The organism is Pararhizobium polonicum (assembly GCF_001687365.1).
In the GTDB taxonomy this organism is placed as follows: Bacteria; Pseudomonadota; Alphaproteobacteria; order Rhizobiales; family Rhizobiaceae; genus Pararhizobium; species Pararhizobium polonicum.
Map to the genome: position 1 here is coordinate 81,738 of NZ_LGLV01000010.1, position 17,110 is coordinate 98,847.

Consider the following 17,110-nt stretch of genomic DNA (forward strand, 5'->3'; position numbering starts at 1 on the left):
GGCACCTTCAAGGCGTTGTTTGCGCTCATCTTCAATTCCGCGTGAGGCCGCTTCGGGCGGCGTTCGCGGGCAAGCCCGCGGCCGGCGGCAAACGGGCTTTGCGGGCGTTTTACATGTCGCTTTCGGTGGGCACCAGGATCTCGCGCTTGCCGGCATGGTTGGCGGCGCCGATGATGCCTTCCTGTTCCATGCGCTCGATCAGCGATGCGGCGCGGTTGTAGCCGATGCCGAGCCGGCGCTGGACATAGGAGGTCGAGGCCTTGCCGTCGCGCAGCACGATGGCGACCGCCTGGTCATAGGGGTCGTCGGATTCGGCGAGATTGGAGGTGCCGGCCGGGCCGCCGCCTTCATTGTCCTCGTCGTCATCCTCGGTGATGGCATCGAGATATTGCGGCGCGCCCTGCATCTTCAGGTATTTGACGACATCCTCGACTTCGGTATCGGAGACGAAGGGGCCGTGCACGCGCTGGATGCGGCCGCCGCCGGCCATATAGAGCATGTCGCCCATGCCGAGCAGCTGCTCGGCGCCCTGTTCGCCGAGAATGGTGCGGCTGTCGATCTTCGACGTCACCTGGAAGGAGATGCGGGTCGGGAAGTTGGCCTTGATCGTGCCGGTGATGACATCGACCGACGGGCGCTGCGTCGCCATGATGACATGGATGCCGGCGGCACGCGCCATCTGCGCCAGACGCTGGACAGCGCCTTCAATATCCTTGCCGGCGACCATCATCAGGTCGGCCATCTCGTCGATGATGACGACGATATAGGGCATGGGCGCCAGATCGAACTCTTCCGTCTCGTAGACGGCCTCGCCGGTCTGGCGGTCGAAGCCGGTCTGGACGGTGCGGCTGATCTGTTCGCCCTTGGCCAGCGCCTGCTCGACGCGTGAGTTGAAGCCGTCGATGTTGCGCACACCGATCTTCGACATCTTCTTGTAGCGCTCTTCCATCTCGCGCACGGTCCATTTCAGCGCGACGACGGCCTTCTTCGGATCGGTGACGACAGGAGAGAGAAGATGCGGGATGCCGTCATAGACGGAGAGTTCGAGCATCTTCGGGTCGATCATGATCAGGCGGCACTGTTCCGGCTTCAGCCGGTAGAGGATCGACAGGATCATGGTGTTGATGGCGACGGACTTGCCGGAGCCGGTGGTGCCGGCGACGAGCAGATGCGGCATCTTGGCGATATCGACGATGACGGGTTCGCCGCCGATCGTCTTGCCCAGCGCCATGGCAAGACGGGTCTTGCTGGTCTCGAAGTCGCGGGAGCCGATCAGCTCGCGCAGATAGACGGTCTCGCGGCGGTTGTTGGGCAGTTCGATGCCGATGGCGTTGCGGCCGGGCACGACGGCGACGCGGGCGGCGATCGCCGACATCGAGCGGGCGATATCGTCGGCAAGGCCGATGACGCGCGACGACTTGATGCCGGGGGCGGGCTCCAGCTCGTACATGGTGACGACCGGGCCGGGGCGGACATGGATGATCTCGCCCTTGACGCCGAAATCCTCCAGCACGCCTTCCAGCATGCGGGCATTCTGCTCCAGCGCATCGGCCGACAGCGTCGCGTCGCGGGCGACGTTCTTCGGTTCGGCCAGGAAATGCAGCGGCGGCAGGGTGAAATCGTCATCGTCGGTGACCAGCGAGGCCTGTGCTTCGCGCTCGATGCGCTGGCCGGTCTTGGGGCGGGGAGCGGCCGGAACGACGCGTGCGGTGGCCGCAGGCTGTGCCGGGGCCTGTTTGCGCGGGGCCGGAACGGGCGCCCAGTCGGCGGCGGGGTCGAGATCGTCGTCCTCGTGATCCTGCGGTGGGATACCGGCAGTGCGGCGTCCGGTATCCAGATCCGGGAAATCGCCATCTTCGTCGTCATCGATCGACATCGGCGGTGCCGCGACGACGCGGCGTTCGCTGCGGTCGAGCGACGGTTCGACACGCTCGGAGCGGGCAGCGGCCTTCGGGCGGGCCGGCTCGTTCAGCGTGCCGAATTCGTCGGTGTTGAAGTCGTAGGGCTCGTCATAATGACGCGATGCCGGCTTGCGGCGGCCGCTGAGGCCGAACAGGCGGCGCAGGCGCGCCTGCGCGGTAAAGCGCATATGGGTAAGCGCGCCGGCCATCACCATGATGATGCCTTCGGAATCGTCTTCTTCCGTCTCGTCGCTGACGGTGCGGGCCTTGCTGGGGGCCGGAGCCGGCGGGGCAATCTCGTCCTCGGGGTCGGAGACGCCGATCAGGCCGGCGCTGTAGATCAGGAAATAGGCGGCGGGCAGGGCAAACAGCACGGCCAGCACCGTGCCGAAGGTGCCGGTCGGGTAGGTGCCGGTGAACAGGGCGGGGAAACGCAGGATCATGTCGCCGAAGACGCCGCCAAGGCCGTTGGGCAGCGGCCAGGTGACGGGAGCCGGAATGCAGCTCAGAGCGGCGGAGGCGAAGACCGAGCCGGCAAACCAGGCGCCGGCGCGCTTGACGATGTGATCGAAGGGCTTGCCGGTGATCAGCACCAGCCCCCAGGCGACGACCGGCAGCAGCGCCACGACGCTGGCGATGCCGAAGAACTGCATGAAGATGTCGGAGAAGGCAGCACCGGTATAGCCGAGGATGTTGGTCGGCGCATCGGCGGTCGCGTAGGAGAAGCTCGGATCCGAGACGTTCCAGGTCGATAGCGCTGCCACCGCAAAGCCGAGCGCTACGAACAGCGCAAAGCCCGCCAGCGCGGCGATCTGCTTCCAGACGAAGGTGGAAAGCACAAAACGGTTGGAACGGTTGTCGTATACCGCCTGATTGTTTCTGCTCATGATGACCTGCTTGCCCGTTATCTCGAAAGTGCAATGCGCACAGGATCCGAAGGTAAGCAGAGGAGGGTTAAAGCCCTATTAACCTTGACGCTTCGTTTACGGGAAACTGGCCGGTCCTGTCGGTTTTCCCCGGCGAAGGTCCTTTCGGCAACGCTGTGCAGGTCAAAAAAAGCCCGGATGCGAGATCCGGGCGAAATGCGGTTTCGTGAAATACGAAACCGCGACGGGACTGGATACGGAGCCGGTTTGTCCGGCTCCGTAAATGGCTTAGGAGTGGTAAGCGGCTTCGCCGTGCGAGGAGAGGTCGAGACCTTCGCGTTCGGCTTCGACCGGGACACGCAGGCCGACGATGACATCGACGACCTTGTAGAGGATCGCCGAGCCGATGCCGCACCATGCGAGGGTGACGAGGACGGCATAGAGCTGCGTCATGAACTGGCCGCCCATGGTGACGCCTTCGGCATAGCCGATGCCGCCGAGCGAGGCCGATGCGAAGATGCCGGTGGCAAGAGCGCCGAACAGGCCGCCGACGCCGTGAACGCCGAACACGTCAGCCGTGTCGTCGTAGCCGAACTTGTTCTTCACGAAGGAGACGAAGAAGTAGCACAGCGGCGAAACGATCAGGCCCATGGCGATCGCGCCCATCGGACCGACGATGCCGGCGGCAGGCGTAATGGCGACGAGACCGGCGATCATGCCGGAAGCGGCACCGAGCATCGAGGCCTTGCCGCGGGTGAAGGTTTCAACCAGCGACCAGGAAACGATGGCAGCAGCCGTTGCGACGAAGGTGTTGACGGTTGCCAGCATGGCGCCGCCCGAGGCTTCGAGGTTGGAACCGGCGTTGAAGCCGAACCAGCCGACCCAGAGCATGGCCGCACCGACGAGCGTCAGCGTCATGGAGTGCGGAGCCATCATGTCCTTGCCGAAGCCCGTGCGCTTGCCGACCATGATCGCGCCGATCAGACCGGCAACGCCGGCGTTGATGTGAACGACCGTACCGCCGGCGAAGTCGAGAGCGCCCCAGCCGAAGATCAGGCCGTTTGCGTCCCAGACCATGTGGGCGATCGGGAAGTAGACGAAGGTTGCCCACAGGATGCAGAACAGCACGGCAGCCGAGAACTTGATGCGCTCGGCAAAGGCGCCGACGATCAGGGCAGGCGTGATGGCCGCGAAGGTCATCTGGAACATGATGAAGATGAACTCAGGAATGACGACGCCGTCGGAGAAGGTGGCGGCGGTCGATTCCATATTGACGCCGGAGAGGAACATCTTGGCCGTGCCGCCCCAGAAAGCGGAGGTGCCGCCGCCGAAAGCGAAGGAATAGCCGTAGATCACCCAGACGAGCATGACGGCCGAACCGGCGACCGTGCACTGCATCAGCACCGACAGCATGTTCTTGGCGCGAACGAGGCCGCCGTAGAACAGGCCGAGGCCCGGAACCAGCATGAACAGAACGAGGATGGTGCAGATGAACATGAAGGCCGTGTCGCCCTTGTTCGGGACCGGTGCTGCGGCAACGGCTTCAGCCGCGGCGGGCGCCGCTTCCTGCGCAAACGCGATGGCCGGGGCGAGGAAGGCTGCGGCAGCAGCGCTCACGCGTCCGAGAGAGGTCGAAAGTTTAAATGAGGACATGAAATTATAGCTCCCTGAACGGCCGTGACTTACAGCGCTTCTGTGTCGGTTTCGCCGGTACGAATGCGCACGGCATGGTCAATCGAATAGACGAAGATCTTGCCGTCGCCGATCTGGCCGGTCTTGGCCGACGATGCGATCGCCTCCACGGCCTTGTCGACGATTTCGCTGGCAACGGCGATCTCGATCTTCAGTTTCGGCAGGAAGCTTACGGCGTATTCCGTACCGCGGTAGATTTCCGTATGTCCCTTCTGGCGCCCGTAACCCTTCACTTCGGTCACGGTCAGACCTTGGATGCCGACGGCGGTGAGGGCTTCACGAACCTCATCGAGCTTGAACGGCTTGATAATGGCCATCACAATTTTCATCTGGTTTCCCATCCTTGTTCATCTGCGGCTCGGGGCCGTCTCTCCTTGCCGCCGAGCAGAATTCCCCAACGACCGCCCAATGCTATTCAAGGGGCGTGCCAGTTCGGAAGCGGCCGGTTAAGTCCATGAAAAGACGCGGAAATGCCACATTTCGCCGGGAATGGGCGGCGGAATGTCAAAAAATCGTCAATTTAAATGATGAAAAAATGAGCAAAAATAAAAAAGTGGTGTTTTTTTATTCAGATGCCTTTTTCCGGATCAGGCCTTCCTGGGCAACGGAGGCAATCAGCATGCCTGACCGGTCGAAAAGGCTGCCGCGCGTCATGCCGCGCGCGCCGAATGCGCTTGGACTGTCCTGGGTATAGAGCAGCCAGTCGTCCATCCGGCAGGGCCGGTGGAACCACATGGCGTGGTCGAGGCTCGCCACCTGCAGGTCACGGTCGAAGACCGAGGTGCCGTGCGCATAGAGCGCCGTGTCGAGCAAAGTCATGTCGGAGATATAGGCAAGCACGGCCGCCTGGATATGGCGCTCGTCCGGGACGGCGCCGACGGCCTTGACCCAGACGTCCTGCGCCGGCTGCAGCTTGTCGCGCGAGAAATAATGCTTGAGCGAGACGGGGCGGATCTCGATCGGCCGCGGCCGCTCCCAGTAGCGGCGGATGGCTTCCGGGGCGTTCTGCAGGAATTTCTCCTTGATGCCCTGTTCGTCCATCAGTGTTTCCGGCGGTGCCACGTCGGGCATGGTGATCTGGTGGTCGAAGCCGTCCTCGTCGAACTGGAAGGAGGCCGACAGCGAAAAGATCGCCTTGCCGTGCTGGATGGCAACGACGCGGCGGGTGGCAAAGCTTGCGCCGTCGCGGATGCGGTCGACATCGTAGATGATCGGCACGGCGGGATCGCCGGGCCGCATGAAATAGGCATGCAGCGAATGCACGTAGCGGCCTTCGCTGACGGTGCGCTGCGCTGCCACCAGCGCCTGGCCGATCACCTGCCCGCCGAACACGCGCTGCCAGCCGACCTGTGGCGAGCGCCCGCGAAACAGGTTCTCTTCCAGCTTCTCCAGATCCAGCGTCTGCAGCAGCACATTCATCGGGGCGGGATTTTCAGCGGGGCGCGACATTTCGGCAATCTCCAGCGGTAGAATGGCTCCGGCGGTAGGAAGGAGCGCATCAATGATCTATATAGGCCTCAAGGAATGCTCAAGAGCGACGGGAGAATGTGCGATGATCGATGTGCTGATTGCGGGCGGCGGTTATGTCGGGCTGTCGCTGGCCGTATCGGTCAAGACGGCCGCGCCGCATCTCGCCGTGACCCTGATCGACGGCGCTCCGGGCGATGCCTGGAAAAAGGACGAACGCGCCTCGGCGATCATCGCCGCCGCCGCGCAGATGCTGGACGTGCTGGGTGTGTGGAGCGGGATCGAGCCGGAGGCCGAGCCGATCAGGCGCATGGTGATCACCGATTCGAAAACCGCCGATCCGGTGCGTCCGGTGTTTCTCACATTCGAGGACGAGGCTGTCGAAGGCCGGCCGTTTGCGCATATGGTGCCGAACGTCGCCTTGGTCGGCGCGCTGCGCAAGGCAGCGGACAATCTGGGTATCGAGATCCGGCAAGCGACCGCAGCTGCCGGTTTCAAGAGCGGCGATCATGCGGTTTCCGTGGCTTTGGCCAATGGCGAGACGATCGAGGCGCGCCTGCTGGTCGCCTGCGACGGCGTGCGCTCGAAACTGCGCGATGCCGCCGGCATCAAGACCGTCGATTTCGACTATGGCCAGTCGGGCATCGTCACCACCGTCGAGCATGAGCGCCCGCATGAGGGCACGGCGGAGGAGCACTTTCTGCCTGCCGGACCGTTTGCGACGCTGCCCCTGAGAAACAACCGTTCCTCGCTGGTCTGGACGGAGCGGACGCGCGATGCCGACCGGCTGATCGCCAGCGACGACCTGGTGTTCGAGGAAGAGCTGGAGCGGCGCTTCGGCCACAGGCTCGGCGCGCTGAAAGTGGTCGGCGGCCGCCGCGCCTTTCCGCTCGGCCTGACGCTGGCCCGCGATTTCATCGCGCCGCGCTTTGCCCTTGCCGGCGACGCCGCCCATGGCATTCATCCGATTTCCGGCCAGGGCCTCAATCTCGGTTTCAAGGATGTGGCGGCGCTGGCCGAAACCATCGTCGATGCCGACAGGCTGGGACTGGATATCGGCTCGCTCGCGGTACTCGAGCGCTACCAGAGCTGGCGGCGCTTCGATACGTTCCGCATGGGGCTGACGACAGACGTGCTGAACCGGCTGTTTTCCAACGACATCACCCCGGTCCGGGCGCTGCGCGATTTCGGCCTGGGGATCGTCGATCGCCTGCCGTCGGTCAAGTCGTTCTTCATCCGCCAGGCGTCAGGGCTGGGTGGGCAGAGCGAGCCGAAATTGCTCGGTGGGCTGCCGATTTGACGATGGGCGCGGTTGATAGCGGGAGCTCATAAGCTGCCGTCATTCCTGTGACAAGCACAGGAATGACGGAGAGTTTTGGGCGAATCGCCAAACGTACACGCCAGCCTCAATCCTCGATCTTCCTCGCCTCGGAAATCAGCATGATCGGAATGCCGTCGCGGATCGGGTAGGCGAGGCGGGCTTTTTCCGAGATCAGCTCGTTGTCGGCGGCATGGTAGCTGAGGCGGCCCTTGGTCAGCGGGCAGACGAGGAGTTCGAGCAGTTTGGGATCGACCCGGCTGGTTCTGTCTTCCATCGTTTGCGCCCTATTGCAGCATGGTTTCGATATCGCCGAACGTGCGGGCAAGCACGATCTCGGTGATGGCGATCAGCGTTTCGGCGCGGGTCTTGAGGTCGGGCGCCTCCAGCAAGGCCTGCTTTTCCGCCGGACCATAGGGCGACATCATCGCCATGGAGTTGACCAGTGTCACATTGCTTGCCCGCTCGACGCTTTCCCAGTCGGCTTCCAGCTTGTTGGCATCCAGATAGGCCTTGAAGGCGGCCAGCAGCGCTTCGCGGTCCACCTGGGCTTCATCGTCCGGCCCGGTGAGATCGGCGGCGAAGGGGGCGATCCGGAAGGAGCGGTAGCCTTTTATCAGCGGCATTTCGTCGAACAGGCGGAAGCGGCAGATGCCGGTCAGCGAGACGAGATAGCGGCCGTCCTCCATTTCCGCGAACGAAGTAATCCGGCCGACGCAGCCGACCTGGCAGAGCGCCTGCACATGCGCCTGGCCCGCCTCCTCGCGGACTTCGCCGAAAGACGGCTGAATCATGCCGATCAGGCGGTTTCCGGCCAGTGCGTCGTCGAACATCGAGAGATAGCGCGGCTCGAAGATGTTGAGCGGCAGCTGCGAGCCGGGAAGCAGGAGCACGCCCGTCAGCGGGAATACCGGAAGCGTCTCCGGCAGGTCCTGAGGCCTCAGATAGCGTGCATTTCCAACTTGCATGGTCCAACATACCCCGTCGCTGTCGGGCGCTCTTCTTGGCAATCGCGGTGGCGCCGTTGTCGCTTATCGACAAGAAATGGTGCGCTGTCTCAAAATCTCAAGAGCGCGCGTCATAAGGCTGTTGCGAGAACAGGCCGTTACGAAAACAGGATCGACGACAGCTTGCGCCGCGCCGACAGCGTTGCCGGATCCATCGGTCCCCAGACGTCGAAGAACTGCAGGAGTTCACGCCGTGCGCCGTCGTCCTCGAATGTCCGGTCGCGCTTCATGACCTTCAGCAGGTGATCGGCGGCGGTGTCGCGGTCGCCCTCGACATTGCGGATCTTGGCCAGCTTGATGCGGGCGCCGTGATCGTCGGGATTGGTGGCCAGCAGCTGTTCCAGCGCATCGGGATCGCCGAGCTTGCGGGCCTCTTCGATCTGGTCGAGCTTTTTCAGCACGGCGATAATGCCGGCATCCTTTGCCAGTTCCTCGGAGAGATCGGTCAGCACGTCGCGGGCCTGCTGCGGGTCTCCGGCGGCAATCATGCACTGGGCAAGCCCGGCAAGGGCGGTGGCATTGTCCGGGTCCGCCTGCAGCACGGCGCCGTAGAGGCCGGCCGCGTTCTGCAGGTCGCCCTGGTCGAAGGACGTCTTGGCCTCGGCCAGCGCGGCGTCGATCTCGGCCTGCTGGTCATCGACCATCGGTCCGGCGATCTTGTCGATGAACTCGCGGATCTGGCTTTCGGGAACCGCGCCCATGAAACCATCCACCGGCCGGCCGCCGACAAAGGCGATGACGGCGGGGATCGACTGGATGCCGAGCTGGCCGGCGATCGAGGGGTGATCGTCGATATTCATCTTGACCAGCCTGACGCGGCCTTGCGCTTCGGTCACGACCTTTTCGATCACCGGGGTCAGCTGCTTGCAGGGACCGCACCAGGGCGCCCAGAAATCGACCAGGACCGGCTGCTGGCGGGAGGCATCGATCACGTCGCTGGCAAAATTGGCGGTGGTGGTTTCCTTGATCAGACCGGCGGCAGAGCCTGCGGCCGGGGTTGCCGCCGCCGGTGCCGGCGCGCCGCCATAGCTGGCCGTCGCGGTCATCTGGTTGCCGTAGGAGGCTGCATAGGGATTGTCGTTGCCGCTCATCGTGTCTCCTCGCGGACATCCTCGTCCGTCTGAACTGTGCTTGCGTCAAAGATCGTATGTCAGGACGTCACTTTCAAGACAAGCGGTTCGTGTCCCGTCGCCTCGATAAAGCGCAGGAGGTCCTTCGATGCGATCGATGTCGTCGCATCGTTGGTGAGCGGGTGGCAGTTGACGATTTCGTCCTTCATCAGATCAGCATCGATGATGATCTTCACATTCTGCCCCGCGTCGTTGATCACGCCGAAGGCGGTGACCGCACCCGGAATGACGCCGAGATACTCCATCAGCTTTTCCGGCCGGCCGAAGGAAACCTTGCTGGCGCCGCCGATGATCGTGTGCACGGTCTTGAGGTCCACGGTCGCGTGTTCCTCGACGGTCAGAAGGAAATAATTGTCCTTCTTGTCCTTCACGAACAGGTTCTTGGTGTGCCCGCCGGGGATTTCGTCGCGCAGCGACACCGATTCGGCGACGGTGAAAACCGGCTCGTGCCGCTTTGTCGTGTGGGCAATGCCGAGGCTGTCGAGAAACCGGAACAAATCATCCTGTGTCTTCGGCTGCATTTCACTCATGACGGCTTCCTTCTGGCTTGAAAATGGCGGCCTTCCTTACGGCGAAGGGCAGAAAATCGCAATCTTCCACAGAATGCAGGCTGCAAAACGCCTTGTTTTCAGGGGCTTGCGACATTTCTTCCAATTTTTTTTGGATCGCCCGTCATTTCCCTGTTGCATTTGAAAATCGTCTGGGCCATATAGCCGTCGTCGCCGCAAACAAGCGGCGGCGCCACGGTCCACCGACTACCCCCGGACCTTGGATGATGAGCGGGTGTAGCTCAGGGGTAGAGCACAACCTTGCCAAGGTTGGGGTCGAGCGTTCGAATCGCTTCACCCGCTCCATTTTTTCTTCAAGACTTTCAAAGCCTCGGTTTTCCGGGGCTTTTGTGTTTTTTGGCGCGGCTGAAATCGCAGTTGCTGATTGTGGCGCAAGGCACGCGGTTACCGCAGGGTAACGCGCTGGCAAACAAACCCGCTAAACGTTCGACTTGTATTTCGAACTCAGTTAACGCCATGATGGTTGATCTGGAGGGTGGGATGCAGCTGGAACGCGCGCGGATAAAAAACTTTCGGTCTCTCAAAGATATAGATGTTCAATTTGGCGCACACACCGCCCTGATCGGTGGGAACGGTGCAGGAAAATCCTCGATCCTCAAGGCAGTCGAGAAGTTCTACTCCAGTTCAAAGGTATGTGAACTCGATGATTTTTTCGGCAGGAATCCGAACGCACCAATAGAGATTGAGCTGACTTTCAAGAGCTTGAATGAGCGGGAGCTTGAAGCGTTCGACGACCGCGTACGAGACAGCAAACTTGTTGTGACGCGAATTTTTGACGGAACCGCAAATAGTGGTCGTTATCACGGGGTCACGCTACAAAACTCGGACTTTGTGGCTGTCCGATCTCATGTTACCGCAAATCCCAAGCGTGACGCTTATCGTGCACTACGCGAAACCAATCCAGTTTACGCAGCCCTACCTGCCGCAAATAGTGCAATAGCGGTCGACCAAGCTCTTCTTGCGTGGGAAGCCGCCCATCCAGAACAGCTCCAGCTATTGCCTGATGATGGGCAGTTTTTTGGCTTTCAAAATAACAGTCGAGGCAAACTGCAGCAGCATACCAGCTTCGTCTTTATACCTGCCGTTCGAGAGGCGTCGGCAGACGCCGCGGATGGCAAGTCAAGTGTTATTGGGAGGTTACTTGAGCTGTTAGTGAGAAGCCAAATCCTCAAACGGCGTGAAATACAAGAATTCAAACAGGAAATGACCGAGCGCTACCAGCGTCTAGTCGCCCCTGAAAATATGCCCGAACTCGGAGCGTTGGCAGGAACTCTGACAACAGATTTGAGGAATCTTTATCGTGATGCTCAAGTCTCGCTTGCTTGGCGTGAAGTTGGAGAAATGCCTGTCCCACTACCCATGGCAGACGTCTCCTTGGAGGATGATGGTTTCGGCGGTCCTGTGGATCGTCAAGGGCACGGTCTCCAGCGAGCATTTATTTTCACATTACTGCAACATCTGGCAAGAACAGCAACCGAAGAAACAAATGCAGAAGATGGTCAGGAAAATCCCAACAACGAAAATGCGCCCCTTGCACCTACATTGATCCTCGCGATTGAAGAACCGGAACTTTATCAACATCCGACGAAACAGCGTCACTTTGCAGAGGTGCTTCGCGACCTAAGCAATGGCACTTTGCCCGGTGCAAGGGGGCATACTCAAGTCCTGTTCGGCTCTCACTCGCCTATGTTCATTTCGATGGGAAAACCAGAGGAGGTTCGTCTTGTCAGGCGTGTCACACCCCTCGATGGCGGCTTAAAAGAATGTGCGCTTCAATCACTAGACCTTGCAAATGTAGCACGAAAACTGGAGCGGGGCTGGGGGAAGGAGCCCGGCACATTCAATGTCCAAACGCTGACGCCCCGTCTTCATATACTTGGCACAGAACTCGCGGAAGGCTTTTTTGCTGCCGGGGTCGTTCTCGTCGAGGGGCGAAGCGATAAAGCTGCACTGACCGCAGCAGCGCGGATGTTGGGTGTGAGCTTTGAGAGCGCCGGAATCGCAATTTTGTCAGTTGAGGGCAAAGGCAATCTTGATCGCCCCTTAGTCATTTTTCGTGAACTCGGTATTCCTACATTCCCATTGTGGGATTGCGATCAGGACAAAGCGCCTCGAGATCGAAAGGTGGATATAAATCTTGCCTTACTGAAGCTTGCAGACTTGGATGGTAATCCCGAACTTCCTCCTGAAACGAATCACGTAGGAATGACTTTTGCCCATTTTGCCGAGACGCTTGAACGGAAAATAAAAGAAGATCTTACACCTCCCGTTCACGAGGCGTGTTTGGCGGTGGTCTGTGAACCCTTCGGCCTTACACCGAGCAACGAAACACACAAGGTTCCCGAAGTAATGTTCGGTATTCTGCGTCTGGCTAGGGAACAGGGACACGAATGCGCTATGCTACTGGAGCTAGTCCGGGCAATCTGGCGCTTTTTCAGGAACGAGGAAATTCAACCTTAGGGATGTCGCAAAACAAAGGGTCCCCCCTTCACCCCCGCCCCACATACGGCATCTGTGTCGCCATCACCGTCATTGTCAGCACGTTGGCGCTGAGCGGCAGGCCGGCCATGTAGAGGACGGCGTCGGCGACGAGGTGGGCGGGGATGGTCGGTTCGCTGGCGGTTTCGCCGTTGGCCTGGAGAACGCCGCCGCTCATCCTTGAGGTCATTTCCGTCGAGGCGTTGCCGATATCGATCTGGCCGCAGGCGATGTCGAAGGGGCGGCCGTCGAGGGCGGTGGATTTGGTCAGGCCGGCAACGGCGTGTTTGGTCGCCGTATAGGGTGCCGAGAGCGGCCGTGGGGTCGAGGCGGAGATCGAGCCGTTGTTGATGATGCGGCCGCCGCGCGGCGTCTGCGCCTTCATCAGCTTCATCGCCTGCTGGGTGCACAGGAACGCGCCGGTGAGATTGGCGGCGACGATGGCGTTCCATTGCTCGAAGGTAATGTCTTCCATCGGCACCGCGGGCAAGCCCATGCCGGCATTGTTGACCAGCAAGTCGAGACGGCCGAAATCGTCAGTAATGGCCTGAAACAGGGTGGCGACCGACTGCGGATCGCCGACATCGGCGGCGAATGCCCGTGCCGTGCCGCCGGTCTGCGCGGCAAGCTCCTCTGCCGCTGTCTGGAGAATATCGGCGCGGCGGCCGGAGATGACGACGGTGTAGCCGTTTTTCAGCAGCGCTTCGGCGATGGCGCGGCCGATGCCGGTGCCGCCGCCGGTCACCAGTGCGATCCTTGCTGTGTTCGCGTCAGTCATGCTTCAAATCCTTCCACCCAGTTCATCGTCGATATGTGCCCTGATCAGCTGATCGAAACCGCTTTCGGCGCGAAAGCCGAGTGCCGTTGCCCGCTGCGTGTCGAAATCGGCCGGCCAGCTGGCGACGATCCGGGCAATGGCCGGATCGGGCTCGCGCCGGATGAGGCGGACGGCCTTTTCTCCGGCCAGTCGTCCAAGCGCCTCGATCTCCTCGCCGACGGTGGCCGACAGGCCGGGCATCGACAGGGTGCGGCGGGGGCCGAGACGGGCAAGGTCGAGCCGCGCCGCATGGATGAAGAAGCCGATGGCGGCGCGTGGGCTGGCAAACCAGTGGCGCACGCTGTCATCGACCGGCAGGATGGCTTCCTCGCCGTTCAGCGGTTCGCGCAGGATGTTGGAGAAGAAGCCCGAGGCGGCCTTGTTCGGCCTGCCGGGGCGGATGCAGATCGTCGGCAGCCGCAGGCCGATACCGTCGAACAGGCCGCGGCGCGAATAGTCGGCGAGAAGCAGTTCGCAGATGGCCTTCTGGGTGCCGTAGCTGGTCAGCGGCGCGCTGAGGAATTCGTCGCCGATCCTGTCGGGGAAGGGCGCTCCGAACACCGCGATCGACGAGGTGAAGACAAGGCGCGGACAATAGGGTTGCCGCAGGCCTTCCGCGCGGATGGCCTCGAACAGCAGCCGGCTGCCATCGAGATTGACGCGGTAACCCTTGCCGAAATCGGCTTCCGCCTCGCCCGAGACGATCGCCGCCAGGTGAAAGATCAGGTCCGGGCGCTGGGCGATCAGCGTGCCGGCAGCACCGTCTTCGCCAAGGTCCAGCGCGATGGCCCGGGCAATGCCGGCAAGGCCGGCCGGCACCGGCGGCCGGATGACGTCGGCCAGCGTGACGCGGTCGATATCGCAGCCGAACAGGCCGCTATCGGCGGCAATCCGCTCCGCCAGCTTGCGGCCGAGCATGCCGGCCGCACCGATCACCAGAACATGCATGTTCCATCAACCTCCCCATGGAACGGCAGCCTCGGCAAGGCCCCTCCCGAAGGCCTCTCCGGAAGGACTGGCGTCAGCTTTTCGTGAAGACGTAATCGGTTTCCTGGCGAAGGGTTTCGCCCGGCCGCAGGATGGCCTGCGGGAAGCCGGAATGATTGACGGCATCCGGCCAGATCTGGGTTTCCAGGCAGAAGCCGGCGAAGGGGCCGTAGCGGCGGCCTTCGAGGCCGGGAACCGGGATGTTCATCTTGAAGCCGGTATAGAACTGCACGCCGGGCTCGGTGGTGCGGACTTCCAGCGAGACGCCGGAATTGATGCTGCGCACCAGCGCCACCGGCTGCTTTGCGCCGCGCTCGTCCGACAGGCAGAAATTATGGTCGTAGCCGATCTTTTCGCCTTCCAGCTGGCGGCGCATCGGCGTCATGGCGCGCAGGTCGAAGGCGGTGCCCTCGACGGGCCGGATTTCACCGGTCGGCACCTGCAGCGGGTCGGTCGGCAGATAGCTGTTGGCGGCAATCATCACGTCATGGCCAAAGGCATCGGCGGTGCCGTCGAGATTGAAATAGCTGTGCTGGCAGATGTTGCAGATCGTGGCGCGGTCGGTGCTGCTTTCGTAGAGGACGTTGAGAACGCCGCCGGCGCTGACCGTATAGGTGCAGGTGACGGTGCAATTGCCGGGATAGCCGGCGCGGCCGTCGGGATCGACGATCTGCAGCACGACGCGATTTTCCGTCGCCTCGAGGATCGTCCACAGGCGCTTGGCGATGCCGTCGCTGCCGCCATGCAGATGGGTGACGCCCTTTTCGTTGTTTTCCAGCTGATAGGCCGTGCCGTCGATTTCAAAGCGGCCGCCGCCGATGCGGTTGGCGTTGCGGCCCGGCGTCGCGCCGAAATAGGGGGAATGCGCCAGGTAATCCGGGAAAGTCTCGAAGCCGAGCACAAGCGGCGCCGCATGGCCATCGAGCCGCAGGTCCTGGATGACCGCGCCCCAGGTGAGGATATGCGCCGTCAGGCCGCCGCCCCTGATGACGACGCGGTGCACCGGTTCGCCGGATGCCGTATGGCCGAACACTTCAGTCTCTGTCTGCACGGCCATTCTTCCTCCATTGTTCCCGGCGGCAAACTGCGTCATTTCGCCGGCAGCGGCAACCGGAAAGTCATACAATTCACGGCCGATTGGCCGCTCATCGCCTGTCCTTGCCGATATCGGCCAGATCATAGGGCGTCGTCTGGTAGATGTCGTTGATCCAGTTGCCGAACAGCAGATGGGCGTGGCTGCGCCAGCGGTTCTGCGGCGGCAGTTCCGGGTCGTTGTGGGGGAAATGGTTGTGCGGCATCTTGATCGGCACGCCGGCATCGACATCGCGGAAATATTCGTCCGACAGCGAGGTCGAATCATATTCGACATGGTTGAAGACATAGAGCCGGTTGCCGGCCTTCTCATGCACGAAGCAGACGCCCATCTCGTCGGATTCCATCAGGATTTCCAGCCCGGGCTTGTTCTCGATATCGGCGCGGCGCACCTCGGTCCAGCGCGATACCGGAATCTGGAAATCGTCGGAGAAGCCGGACAGATAGGGCGACGACGGGTTGAGATTGTGGTGGCGGTAGACGCCGAAGGCCTTTTCCTTCAGCGTGTATTTCGGCACGCCGTGGAAATGGTAGATCGCCGCCATCGCCCCCCAGCAGATGTTGAGCGTCGAATGGACATTCGTATGCGTCCAGTCGAGAATCTCGCGCATCTCGTTCCAGTAGGTGACGTCCTCGTAGTCCAGCGTCTCGACCGGGGCGCCGGTGATGATCAGGCCGTCGAAGGTGCGGTGCTTCACCTCCTCGAAGGTCTCGTAGAAGGCGAGCAGATGCTCCTCCGGCGTGTTCTTCGCCTTGTGGCCGCCCAGCCGGATGAGCGAGAATTCGACCTGCAGCGGCGAGGCGCCGACGAGGCGCGCCATCTGCACCTCGGTCTTGATCTTGTTCGGCATGAGATTGAGCAGCCCGATCTGCAGCGGCCGGATGTCCTGCCGGATCGCCGCGGTCTCGGTCATCACCCGCACGCCCTCCTTGACGAGGGTTTCATAGGCGGGCAGCGTATCGGGAATCTTGATGGGCATGGGCAACACTCGAGGGTCTGATGGCAGCGACACAACGCTAACGGCCCGCTTGCTTGCGCATGCACGGCCCTTTAGCAACTTATTTAACGTGGCTGCAAGCCGGCCGGCCAAATCACCACGAACTCTCTCCATAACGCCACCGGCTGCGAAAATCAATGTCGTTGCGGCGGGGCCCGTTTCGGCCTGCGCATGGGGATGTGCCGTGCGGGCTGAAACTCAAAGGTCGCGGCCGCCGTTCTGTCGGTATCGATGGAGGAAACGCGATGCCAGGCCTCGCCTATCAGATCAGCCCGATGGACTTTTGGCAGCGCCGGCTGCTGCAGGCAACCATCGCCGTTCTTGCCCTGCTGCCGGTGTTTGCGGGCGTCTGCGGTGTCGTCACCGGCGCAGGCTTTCTCGGCGTCAAGGCCGGGCCTGCCGATCTCGACAGCCATCTGCGGTTTCTCTCCGGCCTGTTCCTTGCCTTCGGCATCGGCTGGTACAGCTGCATTCCGGCGATCGAGACGAAGGCGGAGCGCATCCGGCTCTTGGCGATCCTCACCTTCTGCGGCGGGCTGGCGCGGCTTTATTCGCTGGCGGTCACCGGCATTCCATCGGCCGGGCACCTGCTGGGGCTCGGCATGGAACTCGTGGTGGTGCCCTGCCTTGTCGTCTGGCACGGACGGGTGGCGGCGCTCAGCCGGAGGCGGAGTTGAAGGGGTGTTCGGCTCCTCGCCCGGCTTCGAGGTCGCGGCCTTCCCCTCCCCAACCCTCCCCACAAGGGGGAGGGAGCGGTCCGGCGCTTGCCTCCCCCTCCGTCTTCCTCT

Annotated in this window: 15 protein-coding genes, 1 tRNA gene and 1 riboswitch; of the genes, 4 read left to right on the top strand and 12 right to left on the bottom strand. The window is 62.0% G+C overall.

Annotated elements, in window-relative coordinates; genetic code table 11:
• Positions 1–109 precede the first annotated feature (109 nt).
• The 4 genes from ADU59_RS16650 to tesB all read right to left on the bottom strand — a co-directional run bounded on the left by ADU59_RS16650 (position 110) and on the right by tesB (position 5,908).
• The gene (locus ADU59_RS16650; RefSeq protein WP_068955271.1) at positions 110–2,788 is read right to left on the bottom strand and encodes a DNA translocase FtsK; all 2,679 of its coding nucleotides are present in this window, start codon (positions 2,786–2,788) and stop codon (positions 110–112) included.
• A 267-nt stretch (positions 2,789–3,055) separates the two neighbouring features.
• Positions 3,056–4,420, bottom strand: coding sequence for an ammonium transporter (locus tag ADU59_RS16655; RefSeq protein ID WP_068955272.1), 1,365 nt, complete (start codon positions 4,418–4,420; stop codon positions 3,056–3,058).
• Between the two features lie 29 nt (positions 4,421–4,449).
• Positions 4,450–4,800: a P-II family nitrogen regulator gene (locus ADU59_RS16660; RefSeq protein ID WP_062581476.1), complete on the bottom strand. Its 351-nt coding sequence runs from the start codon at positions 4,798–4,800 to the stop codon at positions 4,450–4,452.
• Positions 4,801–5,023: 223 nt separating this feature from the next.
• Positions 5,024–5,908, bottom strand: coding sequence for an acyl-CoA thioesterase II (gene tesB / locus ADU59_RS16665; RefSeq protein WP_068955273.1), 885 nt, complete (start codon positions 5,906–5,908; stop codon positions 5,024–5,026).
• Positions 5,909–5,930: 22 nt separating this feature from the next.
• Between tesB and ADU59_RS16670 the strand changes: the two genes are divergently transcribed.
• Positions 5,931–7,226, top strand: a complete 1,296-nt coding sequence (locus ADU59_RS16670; RefSeq protein ID WP_425332025.1) for a ubiquinone biosynthesis hydroxylase — start codon at positions 5,931–5,933, stop codon at positions 7,224–7,226.
• A gap of 106 nt (positions 7,227–7,332) precedes the next feature.
• On the opposite strand, the gene ADU59_RS16675 is transcribed toward ADU59_RS16670, so the two are convergent.
• From ADU59_RS16675 to ADU59_RS16690, 4 genes are all read right to left on the bottom strand, one after another.
• Positions 7,333–7,521 carry a Trm112 family protein gene (locus ADU59_RS16675; protein WP_060638452.1) on the bottom strand — a complete coding sequence of 63 codons (189 nt, stop codon included), beginning with the start codon at positions 7,519–7,521 and terminating at the stop codon, positions 7,333–7,335.
• Positions 7,522–7,531: 10 nt separating this feature from the next.
• Positions 7,532–8,212, bottom strand: coding sequence for an LON peptidase substrate-binding domain-containing protein (locus ADU59_RS16680; RefSeq protein WP_068955275.1), 681 nt, complete (start codon positions 8,210–8,212; stop codon positions 7,532–7,534).
• Between the two features lie 137 nt (positions 8,213–8,349).
• Positions 8,350–9,342 (bottom strand): thioredoxin, encoded by a 993-nt coding sequence (trxA, locus tag ADU59_RS16685; RefSeq protein WP_068955276.1) that lies wholly within the window; start codon positions 9,340–9,342, stop codon positions 8,350–8,352.
• A gap of 59 nt (positions 9,343–9,401) precedes the next feature.
• Entirely contained in the window at positions 9,402–9,911 is a 510-nt protein-coding gene (locus tag ADU59_RS16690) for a prolyl-tRNA synthetase associated domain-containing protein (protein WP_083198310.1), read from the bottom strand.
• 249 nt (positions 9,912–10,160) lie between these two features.
• On the opposite strand from ADU59_RS16690, the gene ADU59_RS16695 reads away from it, so the two are divergent.
• Both ADU59_RS16695 and ADU59_RS16700 read left to right on the top strand, forming a co-directional pair.
• Positions 10,161–10,235 (top strand) — tRNA-Gly (locus tag ADU59_RS16695).
• Positions 10,236–10,430: 195 nt separating this feature from the next.
• A complete protein-coding gene (locus ADU59_RS16700) occupies positions 10,431–12,410 on the top strand; it encodes an ATP-dependent nuclease (protein WP_068955422.1) in 1,980 nt (659 codons plus the stop codon).
• A gap of 28 nt (positions 12,411–12,438) precedes the next feature.
• Here the strand turns inward: ADU59_RS16700 and ADU59_RS16705 are convergent, their stop codons facing one another.
• The 4 genes from ADU59_RS16705 to metA all read right to left on the bottom strand — a co-directional run bounded on the left by ADU59_RS16705 (position 12,439) and on the right by metA (position 16,304).
• Positions 12,439–13,206, bottom strand: coding sequence for an SDR family oxidoreductase (locus ADU59_RS16705; protein ID WP_068955277.1), 768 nt, complete (start codon positions 13,204–13,206; stop codon positions 12,439–12,441).
• A gap of 3 nt (positions 13,207–13,209) precedes the next feature.
• On the bottom strand, positions 13,210–14,193 hold the full coding sequence (denD, locus tag ADU59_RS16710) for a D-erythronate dehydrogenase (protein WP_068955278.1): 984 nt from the start codon (positions 14,191–14,193) through the stop codon (positions 13,210–13,212).
• Positions 14,194–14,266: 73 nt separating this feature from the next.
• Complete coding sequence (locus tag ADU59_RS16715; protein WP_068955423.1) at positions 14,267–15,289, bottom strand: aldose epimerase family protein; 1,023 nt, start codon at positions 15,287–15,289, stop codon at positions 14,267–14,269.
• An 88-nt stretch (positions 15,290–15,377) separates the two neighbouring features.
• Entirely contained in the window at positions 15,378–16,304 is a 927-nt protein-coding gene (gene metA / locus ADU59_RS16720; protein ID WP_068955279.1) for a homoserine O-acetyltransferase MetA, read from the bottom strand.
• Between the two features lie 51 nt (positions 16,305–16,355).
• Positions 16,356–16,433: riboswitch (SAM riboswitch) on the bottom strand.
• A 134-nt stretch (positions 16,434–16,567) separates the two neighbouring features.
• Between metA and ADU59_RS16725 the strand changes: the two genes are divergently transcribed.
• Entirely contained in the window at positions 16,568–16,999 is a 432-nt protein-coding gene (locus ADU59_RS16725; protein ID WP_244506452.1) for a DUF4345 domain-containing protein, read from the top strand.
• Positions 17,000–17,110 lie beyond the last annotated feature (111 nt).